At 65.1% G+C, this 24,436-nt stretch carries 17 protein-coding genes; 13 read left to right on the top strand and 4 right to left on the bottom strand.

Going from position 1 to position 24,436, the window contains the following annotated elements; all coding sequences use genetic code 11:
* Nucleotides 1-18: 18 nt before the first annotated feature.
* Nucleotides 19-1,287, top strand: coding sequence for a malic enzyme (locus tag LT948_RS08775; RefSeq protein WP_003095842.1), 1,269 nt, complete (start codon nucleotides 19-21; stop codon nucleotides 1,285-1,287).
* A 95-nt stretch (nucleotides 1,288-1,382) separates the two neighbouring features.
* On the opposite strand, the gene LT948_RS08770 is transcribed toward LT948_RS08775, so the two are convergent.
* Nucleotides 1,383-3,854: a penicillin-binding protein 1A gene (locus LT948_RS08770; RefSeq protein WP_003095841.1), complete on the bottom strand. Its 2,472-nt coding sequence runs from the start codon at nucleotides 3,852-3,854 to the stop codon at nucleotides 1,383-1,385.
* A gap of 184 nt (nucleotides 3,855-4,038) precedes the next feature.
* Between LT948_RS08770 and pilM the strand changes: the two genes are divergently transcribed.
* From pilM to hemE, 11 genes are all read left to right on the top strand, one after another.
* Nucleotides 4,039-5,103, top strand: a complete 1,065-nt coding sequence (pilM, locus tag LT948_RS08765) for a type IV pilus assembly protein PilM (protein ID WP_003110888.1) — start codon at nucleotides 4,039-4,041, stop codon at nucleotides 5,101-5,103.
* Nucleotides 5,103-5,699 (top strand): type 4a pilus biogenesis protein PilN, encoded by a 597-nt coding sequence (pilN, locus tag LT948_RS08760; protein WP_003095839.1) that lies wholly within the window; start codon nucleotides 5,103-5,105, stop codon nucleotides 5,697-5,699. The genes pilM and pilN overlap by 1 nt, the downstream gene beginning before the upstream one ends.
* Complete coding sequence (pilO, locus tag LT948_RS08755; RefSeq protein WP_003103268.1) at nucleotides 5,696-6,319, top strand: type 4a pilus biogenesis protein PilO; 624 nt, start codon at nucleotides 5,696-5,698, stop codon at nucleotides 6,317-6,319. Before pilN ends, pilO begins: the two co-directional genes overlap by 4 nt.
* Nucleotides 6,316-6,840, top strand: a complete 525-nt coding sequence (gene pilP / locus LT948_RS08750; RefSeq protein ID WP_003095836.1) for a type 4a pilus biogenesis lipoprotein PilP — start codon at nucleotides 6,316-6,318, stop codon at nucleotides 6,838-6,840. Before pilO ends, pilP begins: the two co-directional genes overlap by 4 nt.
* 53 nt (nucleotides 6,841-6,893) lie before the next feature.
* Complete coding sequence (gene pilQ, locus LT948_RS08745) at nucleotides 6,894-9,038, top strand: type 4a pilus secretin PilQ (RefSeq protein ID WP_033995309.1); 2,145 nt, start codon at nucleotides 6,894-6,896, stop codon at nucleotides 9,036-9,038.
* An 11-nt stretch (nucleotides 9,039-9,049) separates the two neighbouring features.
* Nucleotides 9,050-9,568: a shikimate kinase AroK gene (gene aroK / locus LT948_RS08740; protein ID WP_003095833.1), complete on the top strand. Its 519-nt coding sequence runs from the start codon at nucleotides 9,050-9,052 to the stop codon at nucleotides 9,566-9,568.
* Between the two features lie 49 nt (nucleotides 9,569-9,617).
* The gene (aroB, locus tag LT948_RS08735; protein WP_009314395.1) at nucleotides 9,618-10,724 is read left to right on the top strand and encodes a 3-dehydroquinate synthase; all 1,107 of its coding nucleotides are present in this window, start codon (nucleotides 9,618-9,620) and stop codon (nucleotides 10,722-10,724) included.
* 6 nt (nucleotides 10,725-10,730) lie between these two features.
* Nucleotides 10,731-12,386 carry an AAA family ATPase gene (locus LT948_RS08730; protein ID WP_003141778.1) on the top strand — a complete coding sequence of 552 codons (1,656 nt, stop codon included), beginning with the start codon at nucleotides 10,731-10,733 and terminating at the stop codon, nucleotides 12,384-12,386.
* 224 nt (nucleotides 12,387-12,610) lie between these two features.
* Nucleotides 12,611-17,056 carry a glutamate synthase large subunit gene (gltB, locus tag LT948_RS08725; protein ID WP_033995305.1) on the top strand — a complete coding sequence of 1,482 codons (4,446 nt, stop codon included), beginning with the start codon at nucleotides 12,611-12,613 and terminating at the stop codon, nucleotides 17,054-17,056.
* Between the two features lie 28 nt (nucleotides 17,057-17,084).
* Nucleotides 17,085-18,518, top strand: a complete 1,434-nt coding sequence (locus LT948_RS08720; RefSeq protein ID WP_003095829.1) for an FAD-dependent oxidoreductase — start codon at nucleotides 17,085-17,087, stop codon at nucleotides 18,516-18,518.
* A 176-nt stretch (nucleotides 18,519-18,694) separates the two neighbouring features.
* A complete protein-coding gene (gene hemE / locus LT948_RS08715) occupies nucleotides 18,695-19,762 on the top strand; it encodes a uroporphyrinogen decarboxylase (protein ID WP_019486037.1) in 1,068 nt (355 codons plus the stop codon).
* 120 nt (nucleotides 19,763-19,882) lie between these two features.
* On the opposite strand, the gene LT948_RS08710 is transcribed toward hemE, so the two are convergent.
* Both LT948_RS08710 and LT948_RS08705 read right to left on the bottom strand, forming a co-directional pair.
* Nucleotides 19,883-20,863: a hypothetical protein gene (locus tag LT948_RS08710; RefSeq protein WP_015503767.1), complete on the bottom strand. Its 981-nt coding sequence runs from the start codon at nucleotides 20,861-20,863 to the stop codon at nucleotides 19,883-19,885.
* A 73-nt stretch (nucleotides 20,864-20,936) separates the two neighbouring features.
* Nucleotides 20,937-22,010, bottom strand: a complete 1,074-nt coding sequence (locus LT948_RS08705) for an AraC family transcriptional regulator (protein ID WP_003095821.1) — start codon at nucleotides 22,008-22,010, stop codon at nucleotides 20,937-20,939.
* Nucleotides 22,011-22,121: 111 nt separating this feature from the next.
* On the opposite strand from LT948_RS08705, the gene LT948_RS08700 reads away from it, so the two are divergent.
* On the top strand, nucleotides 22,122-23,051 hold the full coding sequence (locus tag LT948_RS08700) for an oxidoreductase (RefSeq protein ID WP_003095820.1): 930 nt from the start codon (nucleotides 22,122-22,124) through the stop codon (nucleotides 23,049-23,051).
* 27 nt (nucleotides 23,052-23,078) lie between these two features.
* On the opposite strand, the gene LT948_RS08695 is transcribed toward LT948_RS08700, so the two are convergent.
* Nucleotides 23,079-24,395 carry an MFS transporter gene (locus tag LT948_RS08695; RefSeq protein WP_003095819.1) on the bottom strand — a complete coding sequence of 439 codons (1,317 nt, stop codon included), beginning with the start codon at nucleotides 24,393-24,395 and terminating at the stop codon, nucleotides 23,079-23,081.
* Nucleotides 24,396-24,436: the final 41 nt, after the last annotated feature.

The raw sequence follows: 24,436 nt of genomic DNA, 5'->3' as shown, positions 1-24,436 counted from the left end.
TAAAGCGGAAGTGCCCAAATGTCCGATCTTAAAACCGCTGCCCTCGAATATCACGCACAACCCCGTCCGGGAAAACTGAGTGTCGAGCTGACCAAACCCACCGCTACCGCCCGGGACCTGTCCCTGGCCTACAGCCCGGGTGTCGCCGAGCCGGTGCGTGAAATCGCCCGCGATGCCGAGCTGGCCTATCAGTACACCGGCAAGGGCAACCTGGTGGCAGTGATTTCCGACGGCACCGCGATTCTCGGCCTGGGTAACCTCGGCCCGCTGGCCTCCAAGCCGGTGATGGAAGGCAAGGGTGTGCTGTTCAAGCGCTTCGCCGGCATCGACGTGTTCGACATCGAGGTCGACGCCGAGAGCCCGCAGGCTTTCATCGATACCGTCAAGCGTATTTCCATCACCTTCGGCGGTATCAACCTCGAGGACATCAAGGCTCCCGAGTGTTTCGAGATCGAGCGCGCGCTGATCGAACAGTGCGACATCCCGGTGTTCCACGATGACCAGCACGGCACCGCCATCGTGACCGCGGCGGGCATGCTCAATGCGCTGGAACTGGCCGGCAAGAAGCTGGAAGAAGCGAAGATCGTCTGCCTCGGCGCCGGCGCTGCCGCCATCTCCTGCATGAAGCTGCTGGTGAGCATGGGCGCCAAGGTCGAGAACATCTACATGATCGACCGCAAGGGCGTGATCCACGCCGGTCGCGACGATCTGAACCAGTACAAGTCGGTGTTCGCCACCGAGACCGACAAGCGTACCCTGGCCGACGCCCTGGAGGGCGCCGACGTGTTCGTCGGCCTGTCCGGCGCCAACCTGCTGGAGCCGGAAGACCTCAAGCGCATGGCGCCGAACCCGATCGTGTTCGCCTGCTCGAACCCGGACCCGGAGATCAAGCCGGAACTGGCCCATGCCACCCGCAACGACGTGATCATGGCTACCGGACGTTCCGACTATCCGAACCAGGTCAACAACGTGCTCGGTTTCCCCTTCATCTTCCGCGGTGCCCTGGACGTACGTGCCACGCGCATCAACGAAGAGATGAAGATCGCCGCCGCCCTGGCCCTGCGCGACCTGGCCAAGCAGCCGGTCCCGGAGGACGTCTGCGCCGCCTATGGCGTGGACAAGCTGGAATTCGGCCGCGAGTACATCATTCCGAAGCCGATGGACAAGCGCCTGATCACCGTGGTTTCCGATGCCGTGGCCAAGGCTGCCATCGAGACCGGCGTGGCTACCCTGCCGTATCCGAAGAACTATCCGCTGAAATCGGTGGACGAAGTCTTCAACGGCTGATCGATCCGCCGGATAAAAAGAAACCCCGCCTTGGCGGGGTTTCTTTTTGCCTGCGCCTCGCGCTCCGTCGTCGTCAACGAAGCGCAGGCGCCGGTTCAGAACAGGTCGATCGGCGCGCCTTCGTCATCCGGCAGCGGGCTGCCAGGGAAGCTGCCCGGCGGCAGTTCGTTGACCGAGGGCGGGGTGTCCTCGTTCTTGAACATCTCGAAATAGGCGCCGGGAGTGCCCGGCGCGGCCGAACGGCCGGTTACCGGGTCGATGCGCAGGCTGACGATGCCTGGCGGCTCGGCCATGGTGTGCATCGGCTTGTCCTTGAGGGCGAAGCCCATGTACCTGATCCAGATCGGCAGCGCGACGGTACCGCCGTACTCGCGGCGACCCAGGGTTTCCGGCTGGTCGAAGCCGACCCAGACGCTGGTCACGTAGTCGGAGTTGTAGCCGGAGAACCAGCCATCCTTGGAATCGTTGGTGGTGCCCGTCTTGCCGGCCAGGTCGGTGCGCTTCAGCGCCAGGGCGCGGCGCCCGGTACCGCGCTTGATCACGTCCTGCAGCATGCTGGTCATGATATAGGCGGTACGGGCATCGATGATCCGCTCGGCCGGGGTCGGCTCGAAGGTGGTCTGGGCCTTGGCGGCGACTTGCTGGGCTTCGATCGAACCTTCGCCTTCGGCGCTCTCCGGATGCTCGGGGTCGCCAGGATTCCCGGCGTCTTCCGCATCCGGCGCAGCGACCTGTTCTTCCACCGGCACGCGGGGCGGATTGGCCTGGTACAGCACCTGTCCGTCGCGGCTCTCGATGCGTTCGATGACGTACGGATTGACCTTGTAGCCGCCGTTGGCGAATACGCTCCAGGCGCCGGCGATTTCCATCGGTGTGACTGTCGCGGTACCCAGGGCCAGGGAGAAGTTGCGCGGCAGTTCGTCGCGCTGGAAGCCGAACTTGGTGATGTAGCTGATCGCCCGCTCGATGCCCAGGCCCTGCAGGACGCGGATCGAGACCATGTTGCGGGACTTGTACAGGGCTTCGCGCAGCGGGATCGGGCCGAGGAAGGTGTTGGTGTCGTTCTTCGGTCGCCAGACCTTGTCCAGGTACTCGTCGACGAACACGATCGGCGCATCGTTGACCAGGCTGGCGGCGGTGAAGCCGTTGTCCAGGGCCGCGCTGTAGATGAACGGCTTGAAACTGGAGCCCGGCTGGCGCTTGGCCTGGATCGCGCGGTTGTAGTTGCTCTGCTCGAAGGAGAAGCCGCCGACCAGCGAGCGGATCGCCCCGTCCTTCGGGTCGAGGGAGATCAGCGCGCTCTGTGCGGCGGGAATCTGTACGAAGCGCAGGGTGCCGTCTTCCTGGCGCTGCACGCGGATCTGGTCGCCGGCCTGGGCCACGTCGGCGGGCTGGCGCGGCATCGGGCCCATGCTGTTGTTGCTGAGGAAGGGGCGTGCCCATTTCATGCTGTCCCAGGTCACGGCTTCTTCCTTGCCGTCGCGGGTCATCACCATGATCCCGCTCTTTTCCACCTGGGTGACGATCGCCGGCTCCAGGCCGCCGATGCTGCGCTGCTGGCCCAGGTGCTTGAGCCAGGCGTCGCGGGTCTGGCCCGGCAGGCGGGTCTCCGGGCCGCGGTAGCCGTGGCGCTGGTCATAGTCGATGAGGCCGTCGCGGACCGATTGGCTGGCGGCGTTCTGCAGGTCGCTGCGGACCGTGGTGATGACCTTGTAGCCCTCGGTATAGGCCTCGCTGCCGTAGCGGCCGACCATCTCGGCACGGGCCATCTCGGCGATGTAGGGCGCATTCAGTTCGGGGGTCTGCACGTGGTAGGAGGCGTTGATCGGCTCCTCGACGGCGGCCTGGTAGCGCTGCTGGTCGATGAAGCCGAGCTTGAGCATGCGCTCGAGGATCCAGTTGCGCCGCTCCGTACTGCGGGTCGGGTTGACCAGCGGGTTGTAGCGCGAGGGCGCTTTCGGCAGGCCGGCGATCATCGCCATCTCGGCCAGGCTCAAGTCTTTGATCGGCTTGCCGTAATAGACCTGTGCGGCAGCCTCGATGCCATAGGCACGGTTGCCCAGGTAGATCTTGTTGACGTAAAGCTCGAGGATCTCGTCCTTGGTCAGCTGTCGCTCGATCTGCAGAGCCAGGAGGATTTCATTGATCTTTCGCGAGAAGCTTCTTTCATTGGTAAGGAAGTAGTTCTTCGCTACCTGCATGGTGATGGTGCTGCCGCCAGTCTGGATGTGACCGCTTTTCAATAATTGCGCGGCGGCGCGCATTAGGCTTTTCACATCGACGCCATAATGGTTGGCGAAATTGTCGTCCTCGGCGGACAGCAGGGCATGGATGAAGTCCTGCGGGATGTCGGCGAAGCGGATCGGTGTCCGGCGCATCTCGCCGAACTCGGAGATCAGCTTGCCGTCCTCGCTGTAGACCTTGAGGGGGATCTGCAGCTGGACGTTACGCAGAGCTTCCACCGAGGGCAGGCTGGGACTCAGATAGAGATAGGCGCCGCTGAAACTGAGCAGCACTCCACAAATCAGGGTGACGCAAGTCCACCACAGGAACTTCAGCAGGCGCATGGGTAGTTTCGGATTTCCAGGAAAAAGAAAGAGTTAAGCGAATAGGACAGGAAAAAGGCAAAAGCTGTTCACATTATAAGCAATTTTTCTGTGACCTAGCCATTTGCCTGGCCTTCGGCTCTGGTATCTAATGTGAAAAAAGAAGAATCGTTCGTAAGTATTGAACGCTAATAGGGAATTGGTCGTGCTAGGGCTCATAAAGAAGAAAGCGAACACCTTGCTGGGGATCGACATCAGCTCGACCTCGGTAAAGCTCCTTGAGTTGAGCCGCTCCGGAGGCCGCTACAAAGTGGAGGCCTATGCCGTCGAGCCGCTTCCGCCGAATGCAGTCGTGGAAAAGAACATCGTCGAGCTGGAAGGGGTCGGCCAGGCGTTGTCACGGGTGCTGGTCAAGGCGAAAACCAACCTGAAGTCGGCCGTGGTCGCCGTCGCCGGTTCGGCGGTGATCACCAAGACCATCGAGATGGAGGCCGGGCTTTCCGAGGATGAACTGGAAAACCAGCTGAAGATCGAGGCCGACCAGTACATCCCCTATCCGCTGGAGGAAGTCGCCATCGACTTCGAGGTCCAGGGGCTCTCCGCGCGCAATCCCGAGCGCGTGGACGTACTCCTGGCCGCCTGTCGGAAAGAGAACGTCGAGGTTCGCGAAGCGGCCCTGGCGCTGGCCGGCCTGACCGCCAAGGTGGTCGACGTCGAGGCCTACGCGCTGGAGCGCTCCTATGCGCTGCTGAGCAGCCAGCTGGGTGCCGACACCGACCAGTTGACCGTGGCGGTAGTGGACATCGGCGCGACCATGACCACCCTGAGCGTCCTGCACAACGGACGCACCATCTATACCCGCGAACAGCTGTTCGGCGGTCGCCAGCTCACCGAGGAGATCCAGCGGCGTTACGGACTCTCGGTGGAGGAAGCCGGTCTCGCCAAGAAGCAGGGCGGTCTTCCGGATGACTACGACAGCGAAGTTTTGCGTCCGTTCAAGGACGCCGTGGTGCAGCAGGTTTCCCGCTCGCTGCAGTTCTTCTTCGCCGCCGGACAGTTCAACGACGTCGACTACATCGTCCTGGCGGGCGGTACGGCGTCTATCCAGGATCTCGATCGGTTGATCCAGCAGAAGATCGGCACCCCGACCCTGGTCGCCAACCCGTTCGCCGACATGGCGCTGAACGGCAAGGTGAATGCCGGCGCCCTGGCCAGCGACGCTCCGGCGTTGATGATCGCCTGCGGCCTGGCGTTGAGGAGTTTCGACTGATGGCACGGATCAACCTTCTACCCTGGCGCGAAGAGCTGCGCGAGCAGCGCAAGCAGCAGTTCCTGGTGATTCTTGGCGGCGTCCTGGTGGCATCGGCGGCGCTGGTATTCCTCGGCGACCAGTACTTCACCGCGGCCATCGAGAACCAGAACGCCCGCAACGACTTCCTGCGCAAGGAAATCGTCGTACTCGACGCCCGGATCAAGGAAATCAGCGAACTGAAGTCGCGGCGCCAGCAATTGCTCGAGCGGATGAAGATCATCCAGGACCTGCAGGGCAACCGTCCCATCATCGGACGGGTGTTCGACCAGCTCGTGCGGACCTTGCCCGACGGCGTGTATTTCACCGACCTGAAGATGACCGGCAAGAACATCGCCATCGCCGGCGCGGCCGAGTCCAACAACCGCGTTTCCAATCTCATGCGCAACATGGACGCGTCCGAGTGGCTGACCGCCCCGACCCTGAACGAGGTCAAGGCGGTGACCCAGGGCGCGGTGGACCAGGCCAACGTGTTCCAACTGACCGTGCAGCAGACGCAGCCCGGCGAGGAAGACGCCAAGGCGAAGCATGGGGTTGCGCAAGGAGCCAAGAAATGAGTCTGGCCAGTTCCCTGGAAAGTCTGCGCAAGATCGATATCAACGATCTCGACCTGAACAACATCGGTTCCTGGCCGGCGGCGGTCAAGGTCATCGTCTGCGTGCTGCTGACCGCGGCGGTCCTGGCGCTGGGCTACAACTTCCATCTGAGTGACATGCAGGCTCAGCTCGAACAGCAGGCCGCGGAAGAGGAGACGCTCAAGCAGCAGTTCTCCACCAAGGCCTTCCAGGCCGCGAACCTGGAAGCCTACAAGGCACAGATGAAGGAGATGGAAGAGTCCTTCGGCGCCTTGCTGCGGCAGTTGCCCAGCGACACCGAGGTACCCGGGCTGCTCGAGGACATCACTCGTACCGGCCTGGGCAGCGGCCTTGAGTTCGAGGAAATCAAGCTGCTTCCCGAGGTTGCCCAGCAGTTCTACATCGAGCTGCCGATCCAGATCAGCGTGGTCGGCGGCTACCACGACCTGGCGACCTTCGTCAGCGGCGTGTCCAGCCTGCCGCGGATCGTCACCCTGCATGACTTCGAGATCAAGCCGGTCGCGCCCGGCAGCACGTCCAAGCTGCGCATGAGCATCCTGGCCAAGACCTATCGCTACAACGACAAGGGGCTGAAGAAATGAGAGCCCGCCTGATTCTGAGCAGCCTGCTGCTCGCCAGCCTGGCCGGATGCGGCGGCGGTTCCGATTTCGCCGATCTGCAGTCCTACATGGACGAGGTTCGCGCCCGACCCAAGGGCACCATCGAGCCGTTGCCGAAGTTCCAGCCGTACGAGGCCTTCACCTATAGCGCCGCGTCGCTACGCAGCCCGTTCCAGCCGCCGGTGAAGATCGACCTGACCGTGCGGCAGAAGGGCAACAAGGTGATCAAGCCCGATGAGACGCGGGTCAAGCAGTTCCTGGAAGGCTTCAACATCGAGACCTTCGAGATGGTCGGCACCCTGTCCAACGCCCAGGGCACCTTCGCCCTGGTGAAGGGCGCGGGTGGCGTGCACCGGGTGAGGGTCGGGGACTACCTGGGGCGCAACGACGGCAAGGTCGTCGGCATCAGCGAAGGAAAAATAGACGTGATCGAAATCGTTCCTGACGGAGAGGGGAACTGGCTGGAGCGTCCGCGCAGCCTGACTCTCAAGGAACGCTCCTGAGGGCGGGGAAAAACATGCATAACCAACAGCAGTCTGTACAACGGAGTCGGACGATGAACAGTGGCCTCTCGCGCCTCGGGATCGCTTTGCTGGCCGCCATGTTCGCGCCGGCATTGCTCGCCGCGGACCTGGAGAAACTCGACGTGGCGGCACTGCCTGGCGACCGGGTCGAGCTAAAGCTGCAGTTCGACGAGCCCGTCGCCGCGCCGCGTGGCTATACCATCGAGCAGCCGGCGCGAATCGCCCTCGATCTGCCGGGGGTGCAGAACAAGCTCGGCACCAAGAATCGCGAGCTGAGCGTGGGCAATACGCGCAGCGTCACGGTGGTCGAGGCGAAGGATCGCACACGGTTGATCATCAACCTGACCGCGCTGTCGTCCTACACCACCCGGGTGGAAGGCAACAACCTCTTCGTGGTGGTCGGCAATTCGCCGGCCGGCGCCAGCGTCGCTTCCGCCGCTCCGGTCAAGGCAAGCCCGGCTCCGGCCAGCTATGCCCAGCCGATCAAGCCCAAGCCGTACGTGCCGGCGGGTCGTGCCATCCGCAACATCGATTTCCAGCGTGGCGAAAAGGGCGAGGGCAACGTGGTCATCGACCTGTCCGACCCGACCTTGAGCCCGGATATTCAAGAACAGGGCGGCAAGATCCGCCTGGACTTCGCCAAGACCCAGCTGCCGGATGCGCTGCGGGTTCGCCTGGACGTCAAGGACTTCGCCACGCCGGTGCAGTTCGTCAACGCCAGCGCGCAATCCGACCGTACCAGCATCACCATCGAACCGAGCGGGCTCTACGACTATCTGGTCTACCAGACCGACAATCGCCTGACCGTCAGCATCAAGCCGATGACCACGGAAGACGCCGATCGGCGCAAGAAGGACAATTTCGCCTATACCGGTGAGAAACTGTCGCTGAACTTCCAGGACATCGACGTGCGTTCGGTACTGCAGCTGATCGCCGACTTCACCGACCTGAACCTGGTGGCCTCGGATACCGTGCAGGGCAATATCACCCTGCGCCTGCAGAACGTGCCGTGGGACCAGGCGCTGGACCTGGTGCTGAAGACCAAGGGCCTGGACAAGCGCAAGCTCGGCAACGTGCTGCTGGTGGCCCCGGCCGACGAGATTGCCGCCCGTGAGCGCCAGGAGCTGGAAGCGCAGAAGCAGATCGCCGAGTTGGCGCCGCTGCGTCGGGAACTGATCCAGGTGAACTACGCCAAGGCCGCGGACATCGCCAAGCTGTTCCAGTCGGTGACCAGCGATGGTGGCCAGGAAGGCAAGGAAGGCGGGCGCGGCTCGATCACCGTCGACGACCGCACCAACAGCATCATCGCCTATCAGCCCCAGGAGCGACTGGACGAACTGCGGCGGATCGTTTCGCAGCTGGATATTCCGGTGCGCCAGGTGATGATCGAGGCACGCATCGTCGAGGCCAACGTCGGTTACGACAAGAGCCTCGGTGTGCGCTGGGGTGGCGCTTATCACAAGGGCAACTGGAACGGCTACGGCAAGGACGGCAATATCGGGATCAAGGACGAGGACGGCATGAACTGCGGCCCGATCGCCGGCAACTGTACTTTCCCCACCACGGGAACCAGCAAGTCGCCGTCGCCGTTCGTCGACATCGGCGCCAAGGATGCCACCTCCGGGATCGGCATCGGCTTCATCACCGACAACATCATCCTCGACCTGCAACTGTCGGCGATGGAAAAGACCGGCAACGGCGAGATCGTCTCCCAGCCCAAGGTCGTGACCTCGGACAAGGAAACCGCGAAGATCCTCAAGGGCCAGGAAGTACCCTACCAGGAGGCCAGCTCCAGCGGCGCTACCAGCACCTCGTTCAAGGAGGCCGCGCTGTCCCTCGAGGTGACCCCGCAGATCACCCCGGACAACCGGATCATCGTCGAAGTGAAGGTGACCAAGGATGCGCCGGACTTCGATCGCGCACTGAACGGCGTACCGCCGATCAACAAGAACGAGGTCAACGCCAAGATCCTGGTCAACGACGGCGAGACCATCGTCATCGGCGGCGTGTTCAGCAACACCCAGAGCAAGTCGGTGGACAAGGTGCCGTTCCTCGGCGACCTGCCTTACCTGGGGCGGCTGTTCCGGCGCGATACGGTCTCGGACGTGAAAAACGAACTTCTGGTTTTCCTGACACCGCGGATCATGAATAATCAGGCCATCGCAATCGGTCGCTGATATCGAACAACGTGGTCAACCTGATCCTCGTCGGCCCGATGGGTGCTGGAAAGAGCACCATCGGGCGCCTGCTCGCCAAGGAGCTGCATCTCGCGTTCAAGGACTCCGACAAGGAGATCGAACAGCGGTGCGGCGCGAATATCCCATGGATCTTCGATGTCGAGGGCGAGGTCGGTTTCCGCGAGCGCGAGCAGGCCATGCTCACCGAACTCTGCGCCGCCGACGGCATGGTGATCGCCACCGGCGGCGGGGCGGTGATGCGCGACGGTAACCGCCAGGTGCTGCGCGCCGGTGGCCGGGTTGTGTACCTGCATGCCTCGGTCGAGCACCAGATCGCGCGCACGGCGCGGGACCGCAACCGCCCCTTGTTGCAGAAGCCCAACCCGGGACAGATCCTCCGCGACCTGATGGCGCTGCGCGACCCGCTCTACCGCGAAATCGCCGATGTGGTGGTGGAGACCGACGAAAGGCCGCCGCGCCTGGTCGTCCAGGAAATTCTCGAACGCCTGCGCAAGTTGCCGCCCCGCTGAGGCGCGGCGAATTGCGTTATCCTATTGCCCTTTCCTGTCTGGGGGCCTCATGCGCACACTTCACGTCGATCTAGGCGAGCGTAGCTATCCCATTTACATCGGTGAAAACCTGCTGGGCGACGCCCGCTGGTTCGCGCCGCATATCGTCGGTCGCCGGGTCGCGGTGATCAGCAACGAAACGGTCGCTCCTCTCTATCTGGAAACCCTGCTCAAGGCACTGCAAGGCCACGAGGTCACCTCTGTGGTGCTGCCCGACGGCGAGGCCTACAAGCAGTGGGAAACCCTGCAACTGATCTTCGATGCCCTGCTGAAGGAGCGGCATGACCGCAAGACTACCCTGATCGCCCTGGGCGGCGGCGTCATCGGTGACATGGCCGGTTTCGCCGCGGCCTGCTACCAGCGTGGGGTCAACTTCATCCAGGTGCCGACCACCCTGTTGTCCCAGGTCGACTCCTCGGTGGGCGGCAAGACCGGGATCAACCATCCGTTGGGCAAGAACATGATCGGTGCGTTCTACCAGCCCCAGGCGGTGGTCATCGACACCGCGTCGCTGAAGACGCTGCCGTCCCGCGAGCTGTCCGCCGGGCTGGCGGAGGTGATCAAGTACGGTTTCATTTGCGACGAACCGTTCATCACCTGGCTGGAAGCGCACATGGATGCCTTGCTGGCACTGGAGCCGACCGTTGTCACCGAGGCCATCGAGCGCTCTTGCGCGGCGAAGGCCCGCGTGGTGGGCGCCGACGAGCGCGAGTCGGGCGTGCGTGCCACGCTGAACCTCGGCCATACCTTCGGTCACGCGATCGAGACCCAGCAAGGTTACGGCGTCTGGTTGCACGGCGAAGCGGTAGGGGCGGGAACCGTGATGGCACTCGAGATGTCGCATCGGTTGGGTTGGCTGAGCGCCGCCGAGCGCGATCGCGGTATCCGTCTGCTGCGCCGGGCTGGCCTGCCCGTGGTACCGCCGGCCGAGATGACGGCGGAAGATTTTATGGAACACATGGCCGTCGACAAGAAAGTGCTCGATGGCCGCCTGCGTCTGGTTTTGCTGCAAGGACTGGGGAATGCCGTGGTCACCGGCGATTTTCCCCGTGAGATCTTGGACGCGACCCTGCGCACCGACTATCGGGCCTTGGCCGACCAGCTTGGAGATGAATGAGGTCCCATGACCAGCTTGCATGCCGATGAGGCCTTCCTGGGCCACTACCAATTCAGTCACGACCCGTTCGCGCCGCGCGTTCCGGGTTTCAAGTTCTTCCCGGCGCAGCGCAAGCCGGTGCTCGGCCAGTTGCACCATCTGGCCCGCTACAGCCAGCTCCTGCTGCTGGTCACCGGGCCCCTGGGCAGCGGCAAGACCCTGCTGCGCCAGGCGCTGGTGGCCAGCACCAACAAGGATGCGGTCCTCAGCGTGGTGATCTCGGCGCGCACCGCCGCCGACGAGACTTCGTTGCTGCGCCAGGTGGCGCAGGGCCTGAGCATCAACCAGGCGAGCCTGGAGGCGATCCTGACCAAGGTGGCGCAGCTGGCGATCACCGGGCAGGACGTCTACCTGATGGTGGACGATGCCGAGCAGCTCCAGGACAGCGCGCTGGAAGTGCTGTTGCTGCTGGCTTCCGGCACCAACGAGGGACGCCTGCATGTATTCCTGTTCGGTGAGCCGTCGTTGCTGCCGCGCCTGGAGGTGTTTTCCGAGGGTGAGGAGCGCTTCCATGCCATCGAGTTGCAGCCATACAGCGAAGAGGAAACCCGCGACTACCTGGCCCAGCGTCTCGAGGGCGCCGGGCAGGGCATCGAGCTGATTTCCAACGACCTGCTGGTGGACATCCACGAGCAGTCGGAAGGCTGGCCGGGAGCGATCAACCAGGTCGCCCGCGATGCCCTGATCGAAGCGATGCTGGCCAATCGTGGCGCAGCGCGCAAGGCAACCGGAGGGTCTTTCAACTTGCCCAAGAAGCATCTGGTGATTCTTGCGGTCGTGGCCATCGGCGTGATCGCCGCCTGGTTCATGCAAGGCAAGAGCAAGCCGGAGGCGCCGCAGACCGCCTCTACCGAATTGTCCATGAATGGCGCTACGCCGGCCCAGGCCCAGCAGCCGGGCAGCGGCCCGGCCGTGGAGTTCAACGGCTCCAGCCAGCCGTTGCCGCTACCGTTGGTCGGCGAGTCGCAGCCGGTCATTCGCGAGCCGCTGGCCCAGGCCGCCGGGCAAGGTGGCGACGACGAAGGCGGCCTGCCGTCCGCCGCGGTGCCGCCTACCGTTTCCAGCTCGGCTCCTCCGGTGACGCCGCTGGCCAACAACGGCGTCACGCCGATGCATCCGGTGCCGCCGGCGCCGACCGAACCGACCGCGCCTGCGGCGACCCCGACTCCGGCGCAGACCCCGGCACCGGCCGCGCCGGTCGCCAGCGCCCCGGCCAGCAAGCCGGCCCCGGCCCCCGCTCCGGCCAAGCCGGCGGCGAGCAAGCCGGCCACCACCGCCGCGGCGAAGCCGGCCCCGGCTCCGGCCGCCAAGCCGGCCAGCGGTGGCGGTGCGGGAAGCCAGTGGTATCGCAACCAGTCTGGTGGTAACTTCGCCCTGCAGATCCTCGGTACCGGCTCCGAAGCCAATGCCCAGGCGTTCATTCGCCAGCAGGGCGGCGGCGATTTCCGCTACTTCAAGAAAACCCTGCAAGGCAAGCCGTTCTACGTCGTCACCTATGGCAGCTTCCCGAACCGTGCCGCCGCCCTGGCCGCAGTGAAAAAACTGCCGTCCAAGGTGCAGGCCGGCAAGCCGTGGCCGCGTACCTTCGCCAGCATCCAGCAGGAGATCGGCCAGGCGCATTGATCCGACCTGTCGTCGCCTCTTGACGAAACTCGCTAGTCGTTAGCATGACTGGTGGGTTTCGTCTTTCATTTTGGCGACATTGAATTTCATTTTCTCGCCGCAAAATTTGTGAGGCCTTGTGCACCTATGTACAATGGCCTCCCTTTGCCTGTCGAAAACTCGCCGCATGAGCGGGTGACAGGCGAAGTAGATGACTAAAAAAGTTTTGCCGGTGAGAGTTCCTTATGAAAGCAGGTCTGTACCATCCTGAAACGTTCAAGGATAACTGCGGATTTGGCCTGATCGCCCATATGCAGGGCGAGCCGAGCCATCAACTTCTGCAAACCGCAATCGAAGCACTGACCTGCATGACCCACCGCGGTGGGATCAATGCCGATGGCAAGACCGGGGACGGCTGCGGGCTGCTGATCCAGAAGCCCGACCTGTTCCTGCGTGCCGTCGCCAGGGAAGCCTTTTCTGTCGACCTGCCCGAGCAATACGCGGTGGGCATGGTGTTCTTCAACCAGGACCCGGTGAAAGCCGAGGCGGCACGCGAGAACATGAATCGCGAGATCGTCGCCGCCGGACTGGAGCTGGTCGGCTGGCGCAAGGTGCCGATCGATACCAGCGTTCTCGGCCGCCTGGCGCTGGAGCGCCTGCCGCAGATCGAACAGGTGTTCATCGGCGGCGCCGGCCTGAGCGACCAGGACTTCGCCATCAAGCTGTTCAGCGCACGGCGCCGCTCGTCGGTGGCCAACGCCGCCGACAGCGACCACTACATCTGCAGCTTTTCGCACAAGACCATCATCTATAAGGGCCTGATGATGCCGGCCGACCTGGCCGCCTTCTATCCGGACCTTGGCGACGAGCGCCTGCAGACCGCGATCTGCGTATTCCACCAGCGCTTCTCCACCAACACCCTGCCGAAATGGCCGCTGGCGCAGCCTTTCCGCTTCCTCGCCCACAACGGCGAGATCAACACCATCACCGGCAACCGCAACTGGGCCCAGGCGCGGCGGACCAAGTTCACCAACGAACTGATCCCCGACCTGGAAGAGCTAGGCCCGCTGGTGAACCGCGTCGGCTCCGACTCGTCGAGCATGGACAACATGCTCGAACTGATGGTCACCGGCGGCATGGACCTGTTCCGCGGCCTGCGCATGATCATCCCGCCGGCCTGGCAGAACGTCGAGACCATGGACGCCGACCTGCGCGCGTTCTACGAGTACAACTCGCTACACATGGAGCCCTGGGATGGCCCCGCCGGCGTCGTGCTGACCGACGGTCGCTATGCCGTCTGCCTGCTCGACCGCAATGGCCTGCGCCCGTCGCGCTGGGTCACCACGAAGAACGGCTACATCACCCTGGCCTCGGAGATCGGCGTCTGGGACTACAAGCCCGAGGACGTTATCGCCAAGGGTCGCGTCGGTCCGGGACAGATCCTCGCGGTGGACACCGAGACCGGCCAGGTCCTGCACAGCGACGACATCGACAACCGCCTGAAGTCGCGCCATCCCTACAAGCAATGGCTGCGGCAGAATGCCCTGCGCATCCAGGCGACCCTGGACGACGACCATGGCGTGGCCAGCTACGACGCCGACCAGCTCAAGCAATTCATGAAGATGTTCCAGGTCACCTTCGAGGAGCGTGACCAAGTGCTGCGTCCGCTCGGCGAGCAGGGCCAGGAAGCGGTGGGCTCCATGGGCGACGATACGCCGATGGCGATCCTCTCCCGGCGCATCCGCTCTCCGTACGATTACTTCCGCCAGCAATTCGCCCAGGTCACCAACCCGCCGATCGACCCGCTGCGCGAAGCCATCGTGATGTCCCTGGAAACCTGCCTGGGCGTCGAGCAGAACATCTTCGAGGAAGCCCCGCACCATGCCAACCAGGCGATCCTCACCACTCCGGTGATCTCGCCGGCGAAGTGGCGGACCATCATGACCCTGGACCGCCCGGGCTTCGACCGCCACTTCATCGACCTCAACTACGACGAGTCGATGGGCCTGGAGGCCGCGGTGCGCAACATCGCCGACCAGGCCGAGGAGGCCGTGCGCGGCGGCAAGGTGCTGCTGATCCTCAGCGACCGCCATATCGCTCCCGGCAAACTGCCGGTGCATGCTGCCCTGGCTGTCGGCGCGGTGCACCACCGTCTGGTGCAGACCGGGCTGCGCTGCGACTCCAACATCCTGGTGGAGACCGCCACCGCCCGCGATCCGCACCATTTCGCGGTACTGATCGGCTTCGGCGCCTCGGCGGTCTATCCGTTCCTCGCCTACGAGGTGCTGGCCGACCTGATCCGCACCGGTGAAGTGCTGGGCGATCTCTACGAGGTGTTCAAGTACTACCGCAAGGGGATCTCCAAGGGCCTGATGAAGATTCTCTCGAAGATGGGCATCTCCACCGTCGCGTCCTACCGTGGCGCGCAGCTGTTCGAGGCGGTGGGCCTGTCCGACGAGGTCACCGGCCTGTGCTTCACCGGAGTCGCCAGCCGCATCCAGGGTGCGCGCTTCGTCGATATCGAGAACGAGCAGAAGCTCCTGGCCGCCGAGGCCTGGAGCAACCGCAAGCCGATCCAGCAGGGCGGCTTGCTGAAGTTCGTCTATGGCGGCGAATACCACGCCTACAACCCGGATGTGGTGAATACCCTGCAGGCTGCCGTGCAGCAGGGCGACTACGAGAAGTTCAAGGAATACACCGCGCTGGTGGACCAGCGCCCGGTGTCGATGATCCGCGACCTGTTGCAGGTGAAGACCGCCGCGCAGCCGCTGGCGCTCGACGAGGTGGAGCCGCTGGAAGCCATCTTCAAGCGCTTCGATGCCGCCGGGATTTCCCTCGGCGCGCTGTCGCCGGAGGCCCACGAGGCGCTGGCCGAGGCGATGAATACCCTGGGCGGTCGCTCCAACTCCGGCGAGGGCGGCGAGGACCCGGCGCGCTACGGCACGCTGAAGAGTTCGAAGATCAAGCAGGTGGCTACCGGCCGCTTCGGCGTGACCCCGGAATACCTGGTCAACGCCGAGGTCCTGCAGATCAAGGTGGCCCAGGGCGCCAAGCCCGGCGAGGGCGGCCAGTTGCCGGGCGGCAAGGTCAACGGCCTGATCGCCCGCCTGCGCTATGCGGTGCCCGGCGTGACCCTGATCTCGCCGCCGCCGCACCACGACATCTACTCCATCGAAGACCTGGCGCAGCTGATCTTCGACCTCAAGCAGGTCAACCCGCAGGCGCTGGTATCGGTGAAGCTGGTATCCGAGCCTGGCGTCGGCACCATCGCCGCCGGCGTGGCCAAGGCCTATGCGGACTTGATCACCATCTCCGGCTACGACGGCGGTACCGGCGCCTCGCCGATCACCTCGATCAAGTACGCCGGCTCGCCCTGGGAACTGGGCCTGGCGGAAACCCACCAGACCCTGCGCGGCAACGACCTGCGCGGCAAGGTCCGGGTGCAGACCGATGGCGGCCTGAAGACCGGCCTGGACGTGATCAAGGCGGCCATCCTCGGCGCCGAGAGCTTCGGCTTCGGCACCGCACCGATGATCGCCCTGGGCTGCAAGTACCTGCGCATCTGCCACCTGAACAACTGCGCCACCGGCGTGGCGACGCAGAACGACAAGCTGCGCAAGGACCACTTCATCGGCACCACCGCGATGGTGATCAACTTCTTCACCTTCATCGCCACGGAAACCCGCGAGTGGCTGGCGCGCCTCGGCGTGCGCAGCCTGGGCGAACTGATCGGCCGCACCGACCTGCTGGAGATCCTCCCCGGCGAGACCGCCAAGCAGCAGAACCTGGATCTCGCTCCGTTGCTGGGCAGTGACCTGATCCCGGCCGACAAGCCGCAGTTCTGCGAGGTGGAGAAAAACCCGCCGTTCGACCAGGGCCTGCTGGCCGAGAAGATGGTCGAGCTGTCGAAGGCCGCCATCGAAGGCCTGAGCGGCGGCGAGTACGAGCTGGACATCTGCAACTGCGACCGATCCATCGGCGCGCGGGTATCCGGCGAGATCGCCCGCCTGCACGGCAACCAGGGCATGGCCAAGACGCCGGTGGTGTTCCGTTTCAAGGGCACCGCGGGACAGAGCTTCGGCGTGTGGAACGCCGGTGGCCTGCATCTGTACCTGGAAGGCGACGCCAACGACTACGTGGGCAAGGGCATGACCGGCGGCAAGCTGGTCATCACTCCGCCCAAGGGCAGCCCGTTCAAGACCCAGGAATCGGCCATCGTCGGCAACACCTGCCTGTACGGCGCCACCGGCGGCAAGCTGTTCGCCGCCGGAACCGCCGGCGAGCGCTTCGCCGTGCGCAACTCCGGTTCCCATGCGGTGGTGGAAGGCACCGGCGACCACTGCTGCGAATACATGACCGGCGGTTTCGTCTGCGTGCTGGGCAAGACCGGCCACAACTTCGGCTCCGGCATGACCGGGGGCTTCGCCTACGTCCTCGACATGGACAACACTTTCGTCGACCGCGTGAACCACGAGCTGGTGGAAATCCAGCGGATCAGCGGCGAGGCGATGGAGGCCTATCGCAGCCACCTGCGCAAGGTCCTGGTCGAGTACGTGAACGAAACGGCAAGCGAGTGGGGCGCGAACATCCTGGAAAACCTGGATGACTACCTGCGTCGGTTCTGGCTGGTGAAACCGAAGGCGGCCAGCCTCGGTTCGCTGCTGACCAGCACCCGTGCCAACCCGCAATAAGCGCCCGAAGTTGTGATGAGGTTTCGATATGTCTGAACGTCTGAATTCCGACCGCCTGAACAACGACTTCCAGTTCATCGAAGTCGGGCGCAAGGACCCGAAGAAGAAGCTCCTGCGCCAGCGCAAGCGCGAGTTCGTGGAGATCCACGACCTGTTCAAGCCGCAGCAGGCCGCCGACCAGGCCCACCGCTGCCTGGGCTGCGGCAACCCCTACTGCGAGTGGAAGTGCCCGGTGCACAACTTCATCCCGAACTGGCTGAAGCTGGTTTCCGAAGGCAACATCCTGGCCGCCGCCGAACTGTCGCACCAGACCAACACCCTGCCGGAAGTCTGCGGCCGGGTCTGCCCGCAGGACCGCCTCTGCGAGGGTGCCTGTACCCTCAACGACGGCTTTGGCGCGGTGACCATCGGCTCGGTGGAGAAATACATCACCGATACGGCCTTCGCCATGGGCTGGCGCCCGGACCTGTCCAAGGTCAAGCCGACCGGCAGGCGCGTCGCGGTGATCGGTGCCGGCCCGGCCGGCCTCGGCTGCGCCGACGTGCTGGTGCGCAACGGCGTGACCCCGGTGGTGTTCGACCGCAACCCGGAGATCGGCGGCCTGCTGACCTTCGGCATTCCCGAGTTCAAGCTGGAGAAGCACGTCCTCAGCCGTCGCCGCGAGGTGTTCACCGGCATGGGCATCGAGTTCCGCCTGAACACCGAGATCGGCAAGGACGTGACCATGGAGCAGTTGCTCGATGAGTACGATGCCGTGTTCATGGGGATGGGCACCTACACCTACATGAAGGGTGGTTTCCCCGGCGAGGACCTGCCGGGCGTACACGACGCCCTGGACTTCCTCATCGCCAACGTGAACCGCAACCTCGGCTTCGAGAAGTCGGCCGAGGACTTCGTCGACATGAAGGGCAAGCGCGTGGTGGTCCTGGGCGGCGGCGACACCGCGATGGACTGCAACCGCACTTCGATCCGCCAGGGCGCCAAGTCGGTGACCTGTGCCTATCGCCGTGACGAAGAAAACATGCCGGGCTCGCGCAAGGAAGTGAAGAACGCCAAGGAAGAGGGCGTGAAGTTCCTCTTCAACCGCCAGCCCATCGCCATCGTCGGCGAGGACCGGGTGGAAGGCGTGAAGGTGGTCGAGACCCGTCTCGGCGAGCCGGACGCCCGCGGACGCCGCAGCCCCGAACCGATCCCCGGTTCCGAGGAGATCATCCCGGCGGAAGCCGTGCTGATCGCCTTCGGCTTCCGGCCGAGTCCGGCGCCGTGGTTCGAGCGCTTCGAGATCGCCACCGACAGCCAGGGCCGCGTGGTGGCTCCGGCGCAGGCGCAGTTCAAGCACCAGACCAGCAACCCGAAGATCTTCGCCGGTGGCGACATGGTCCGTGGTTCCGACCTGGTGGTGACGGCGATCTTCGAAGGACGTACCGCGGCCGAAGGCATCCTCGACTACCTTGGCGTCTGACCCGCGGCGCCACCGGCGCTGCGACAAATCACCGCGATAGACAAAAGGCACGGCCCCCGCCGTGCCTTTTGTTTTGTGCTTTGCGACAATAGCGGCCCTTTTCGCCCGCCGGCCTGTGGATAACCCTCTTCCGCACGCGCCCGCGTGAAGCCAGCAGCCTTTGATCGGATGCCGTTATGACTGCCCTGAAGAACGACCGCTTCCTCCGCGCCCTGCTCAAGCAGCCCGTCGATGTCACCCCCGTCTGGATGATGCGCCAGGCCGGTCGTTACCTGCCGGAATACCGTGCCACCCGTGCCAAGGCCGGCGATTTCATGAGCCTGTGCATGAACCCGGAGCTGGCCTGCGAAGTGACCCTGCAGCCGCTGGACCGTTACCCGCAGCTGGACGCCGCGATCCTCTTCTCCGACATCCTGACCATTCCCGATGCCATGGGCCAGGGCCTGTACTTCGAGACCGGCGAAGGCCCGCGCTTCCGCAAGGTGGTCTCGTCGCTGGCCGACATCGAGGCGCTGCCGGTTCCCGATCCGGAACAGGACCTGGGCTATGTGATGGACGCCGTGCGCACCATCCGCCGCGAGCTGAACGGCCGCGTACCGCTGATCGGCTTCTCCGGCAGCCCCTGGACCCTCGCCACCTACATGGTCGAGGGCGGCTCGAGCAAGGACTTCCGCAAGTCCAAGGCGATGCTCTACGACAACCCCAAGGCCATGCACGCTCTGCTGGACAAGCTGGCGCAATCGGTGACCAGCTACCTCAACGGGCAGATTCGCGCTGGCGCCCAGGCGGTGCAGATCTTCGACTCATGGGGCGGCAGCCTGTCGGCGGCGGCCTACCAGGAGTTCTCCCTGGCCTACATGCGCAAGATCGTCGATGGATTGATCCGCGAGCACGACGGACGCCGGGTGCCGGTGATCCTCTTCACCAAGGGAGGCGGCCTGTGGCTGGAGTCGATGGCCGAGGTCGGCGCCGAGGCGCTGGGCCTGGACTGGACCTGCGACATCGGCAGCGCCCGGGCCCGTGTCGGTGAGCGCGTAGCCCTGCAAGGCAACATGGATCCCTCGGTGCTCTACGCCAATCCGGCGGCGATCCGCGCCGAAGTCGCGCGGATCCTGGCGGCCTACGGCAAGGGTACGGGGCATGTGTTCAATCTCGGCCACGGCATCACCCCGGAAGTCGACCCGGCCCATGCCGGCGCCTTCTTCGAGGCGGTGCACGAGCTGTCGGCGCAGTACCACGGCTGAGCCGGAACGAAAGAAGGGGAGCCGAGGCTCCCCTTTTTCATGCGCGGGCCGACGGCCCTCCGGCGCGTTGGTTGGCGGGGTCGCGCCGGTGGCGTACCCGCCCTACGAAATCCGCCCGGCTCAGTTGCTTACCTTGCCGGTGCGGTCGTTGATCACGAACAGCTTGCCGTTGGCGTCGCGCACGAGGATTTCCGCGCCCGGCTGGCCATCCATGTCGGCCACCGAATCGATGCTGTAGTTGACGTCGCCGATGCGGTAGTCGCTGCTGGCGCCGCTGGCGTGGTGGATGACCCGCACCTTGCCCTGCATCACCACGATCAGCTCGTTGCCCGGCTTGCCGTCGGTGTCCGCGGTGCCGCCATAGAGTGCCCAGGCGCTGGCGCCGATGCTGTATTCCTTGCGGGAACTGGCGTTGCTGATCACGTAGATGCCGGTGCTGGTGCGGCCGATGATCTCCGCGCCGGGCTGGCCGTCGAGGTCGGCGATCTGTGCGAGCGCGTGGTAGCCGCTGAAGGTGAAGTCCTTGGCGCCACTGGTGCGCGGGTCGATGACCTTGACGCCGTTGCCCATGTTCAGCACCAGTTCCTTGCCCGGCGCGCCGTCCACGTCGGCGACGTCGAACAGGCCCCAGGTGCCGTTGTAGCTGAAGGTGGCGTCGCGTTGCGTACGGGTGCGATCGAATACGGTGCGCACGCCGTTGCCGATGCTGAGGATGACTTCGTCGCCGGCGACGTTGTCGACGTCGGTGGCACGCATGATCGCCCAGGAGACGTTGCCTACCGGGTACTTGCGCTGGGTGGTGCTGGCGTGGGAGACGATCACCAGGTCGGGACCGGCCTTGACCAGGATTTCCGCGCCGGGCTGGCCGTCGGTATCGGTGGCGCCGAAGACCGACCAGACCACGTTGCCGAAGCTGTAGTTGCGGGTGCTGCCGCCTTCCACCACCTGCAGGTTGGCGCCGTCGCGGTAGACCGCGGCGAGCTGGCCGTTGCCCCGCAGGTCCCAGGTTCCTACCAGAACGCCGGCCGCCTGGGCTGCGCTGGCGCAGAGGGAGAACAGTGCCGTGCCGAGCAGGCAGGCGCGCTTGATCGCTGGTTTCATAAAGTCCCTTTCATATCGCTGTCGAGGCCGGCCGGATGCCGGCCGCAGCAGCATAGGACAGCGCTTGCCGCGCTCAAGGGAAACGCGAGGGATTTGTCGAGCGCTTGGCATTTGTTCGTGAAACTGGTTGCCCGCCCAGCAGGCGGGCGCGGGTGTCGCTCGGCGGCTCGCCGGTCCAGCGCTTGAAGGCGCGGGTGAAGTTGGTTGGATCGCTGTAGCCCAGGTACAGGGCGATACGCTGCAACGACACCTCGGGACGCCGCAGCAATCGCAAGGCCTGGCGCTGGCGAGCCTGGCCGAGCAACTGGCGAAAGCTGGTGCCGGCGTCATGCAGATGCCGCTTGAGGCTGCGGCTGGACAGGTGCAGGCGCGTGGCTACTTCCTCCAGGTTGGGGAAACGCTGTTCCTGCCGTTCCAGCTCCAGCCGCACGCGGGCGCAGATGTCCCGGCGGCCGGCATCGAGCAGCGCCAGTTCGCGTTCGCAGTGTTCGCGGGCGCGGCGCAATGCAGCCGGATCGGCCATCGGTAGCGAGCGGGCGAGCAGGATGGCGGGAAACACCAGCTGGACGTGGGCCTGGTCGTAGCGGCACTGCGGCAGTGGCACAGGCACGGCAGGTTCGGGATAGTCGAAGTCGAGCCTGCCGACCAGGGCCGGTTCGCCGAGCAGCCAGGCGCCGGAGCGATACAGGCCGATCAGCAGGGCTTCGCTGAAGTACCGGTGCAGTGCCGGCGGGAGCGCGGGGCCTGGCAGCAGGCGCAGGATCACCTGCTCGTCCTCGCGCAGCAGGCTGATTTCGACGTTGCCCTGCAGCAGCGGCATGTAGCGCAGCGCCAGGCACAAGGCATCGCCGAGCGTCGCCGAGGCCATCATCGCGTAGCCCAGGCTGCCATGGGCGGTGGGAGGCGTGCGCAAGGCGAGCTGTGCGCCGAGGCCGGGGTCGCCGCTCAGCGCGAGCGCCGCGGCGGCGATCGCCTGGTACTGCTGCGATGTGACGCGTGCTTCCGGCTCTTCCAGTCGCAGCGTCGACAGACCGATTTCCCGCAGCAGCGCGCGTCCGTCCAGGCCGCGTTCCTCCAGCAGGCCGAGCAGCAGGCGCGGATAGGCGGCGGTGATGGTCGGTGCGTCGGAGTCCGTGCGGCGGCTCATGCTGGCGTGTCCTGGCCCGAAATGATCGGCAGTCTGGCGCGAGCGCGTCTGCCGCTGCATTGGCTGGCGCCGCGATACTGCCCGGCAACGCAGTCAAGCGGAGAACGAGCGATGCATCCCTGGGCACGACGCAACATTCCGCAACTGGCCGGGCGCCTGGCGCTGGTCACCGGCGCCAACAGCGGCCTGGGTTGGCAGGCGGCGCGCACGCTGGCCGGCAAAGGGGCAACCGTGGTGATGGCCTGCCGCAATCGCGAACAGGCGGAGCGGGCGCGGCGGGCGATCCTCGACGAGTATCCCCAGGCACGCCTGGAGCTGGCCGATCTCGACCTGGCCGACCTCGCCTCGATCCGCGCCTGCGCCGCCGGTTTCCGCCAGCGCCACGAACGCCTCGATCTCTTGTTCAACAACGCCGGAGTGATGTTCCTGCCCCTGCGGCGTACCCGCGACGGTTTCGAGATGCAGATGGGCACCAATCACCTTGGCCACTTCGCCCTTACGGGACTGCTGCTGGACTCGTTGCTGGCCGCTCCACGGCCCAGGGTGGTGGGCATGACCAGCGGTTTCAACCAGTTCGGCCGGCTGCCGCTCGACGACCTCAACGCCGAGCGCGGCTACAACCGCTATCTCGCCTATTGCCACAGCAAGCAGGCCAATCTGCTGTTCAGCCTGGAGTTGCAGCGCCGCGCCGGCCAGCGGGGCGTGCTTCTGCAGAGCCTGGCGGCGCATCCGGGCTACGCGGCGACCAACCTGCAGTACGCGGCGCCGGCGATGTCCGGTTCGCGCCTGGGACGCTGGGCGATGAAGGTGGCCAACGGAGCGTTCGCGCAATCGGCTGAGATGGGGGCGCTGCCGGCACTTTCCGCGCTGACCGAACAGCGCTGGTATGGCGGCGCCTATGTCGGCCCGGATCGCTGGCTGGAAACCCGCGGTTATCCGGCAGCGGCGCGGATTCCGCGGAATGCGCGCGACCTGGGGCTGGCCGCGCGGCTGTGGGCGCTATCGGAAGAACTGACCGGAGTACGCTTCTGGTCGGAGTGAAGGCGCCGGGAGACCGGCGCCTCGAACTCAGTGGGCGGGCTGCGCCAGGGTGTTGCCAGGCAGGGCCGGCAGGCGCGCCAGGTGCAGCGAGACCAATACCGCGACAACCAGCAGCGAGCCGATGAACAGCCCGATGCCGTTCCAGCCGTAGTAATGCCAGAACACCCCGCCGAGGGTGCCGGCCAGGCTCGAGCCGACGTAGTAGCTGAACAGATAGAGCGACGAGGCCTGGCCCTTGGCGCGCAGGGCGCGGCGCCCGATCCAACTGCTCGCCACCGAGTGCGCGCCGAAGAAGCCGAAGGTGAACAGCAGCAGGCCGGCGAGCATCAGCGGGATCGGCTCGAACAGGGTCAGCAGCAGGCCGCCGAGCATCAGCAGGATGACCGCCCAGAGCACCTTGCGTCGCCCCAGCTTGTCGGCCAGCGAACCGACCCAGGCCGAGCTGTAGATGCCCGAGAGGTAAACCACCGAGAGCACGCCGACCACCGCCTGGCTCATGTGGTAGGGCTCGGCCAGCAGGCGGTAGCCGATGTAGTTGAACAGGGTGACGAAGCTTCCCATCAGCAGGAAGCCGATCAGGAACAGCCAGGGCAGTCCGGCGTCGCGGAAGTGCAAGCGGTAGCCGTTGAGCAGGGTCGCCGGCTTCAGCGGTGCCGGCCGGAAGTGTTTCGATTCGGGCAGCACGCGCCAGAACACCAGCGCGGCGACCAGGGCCAGGCCGCCGAGGACCGCCAGTGCGGCATGCCAGGAGATGAAATCGACTAGGACGCCGCTGATCAGGCGTCCGCTCATCCCGCCGATGGCGTTGCCGCCGATGTACAGGCCCATCGACAAGCCGATGTGCTGCGGATGGATCTCTTCGCTGAGATAGGTCATCGCCACCGCGGCCAGGCCGCTCAAGGACAGCCCGACCAGCGCGCGCATCAGCAGCACGCCATGCCAGGTGGGCATCACCGCGCTGCCGAGGGTGAACAGCGCGGCGGCCAGCAGCGAGACGACCATCACCGGCTTGCGGCCGATCGCGTCGGAGATCGGGCCGGTGACCAGCAGGCCAAGGGCGAGCATGGCGGTGGCGACGGACAATGCCAGGCTGCTTTCCGCGGCGCTGATGGAAAACGCCTTGGACAGCACCGGCATCATCGGCTGGATGCAGTAGAGCAGGGCAAAGGTGGCGAAACCGCCGGAGAACAGCGCCAGCGAGGTGCGCATGAACTGCGGGGTGCCTTTTTCGATATAGCGTTCGACTTCGGTGGCGGCTTCCAGCACCTCGTTGGCTGCTTCGCGGGCCGCCTCGATTAACGCGGGTTCTTCTTCGGCCTGTGGCCGGACTTGCGGATTGCTCACGGGGCACCTCTGGGGACGGTGGCGAGCAGGCACAACGAGGC

The sequence above is a fragment of the Pseudomonas sp. CP-1 genome (assembly GCF_021213715.1).
Lineage (GTDB): Bacteria > Pseudomonadota > Gammaproteobacteria > Pseudomonadales > Pseudomonadaceae > Pseudomonas > Pseudomonas aeruginosa.
The sequence above is the reverse complement of the archived record's forward strand: the minus strand, read 5'-3'. Positions and strand labels throughout refer to the sequence as shown.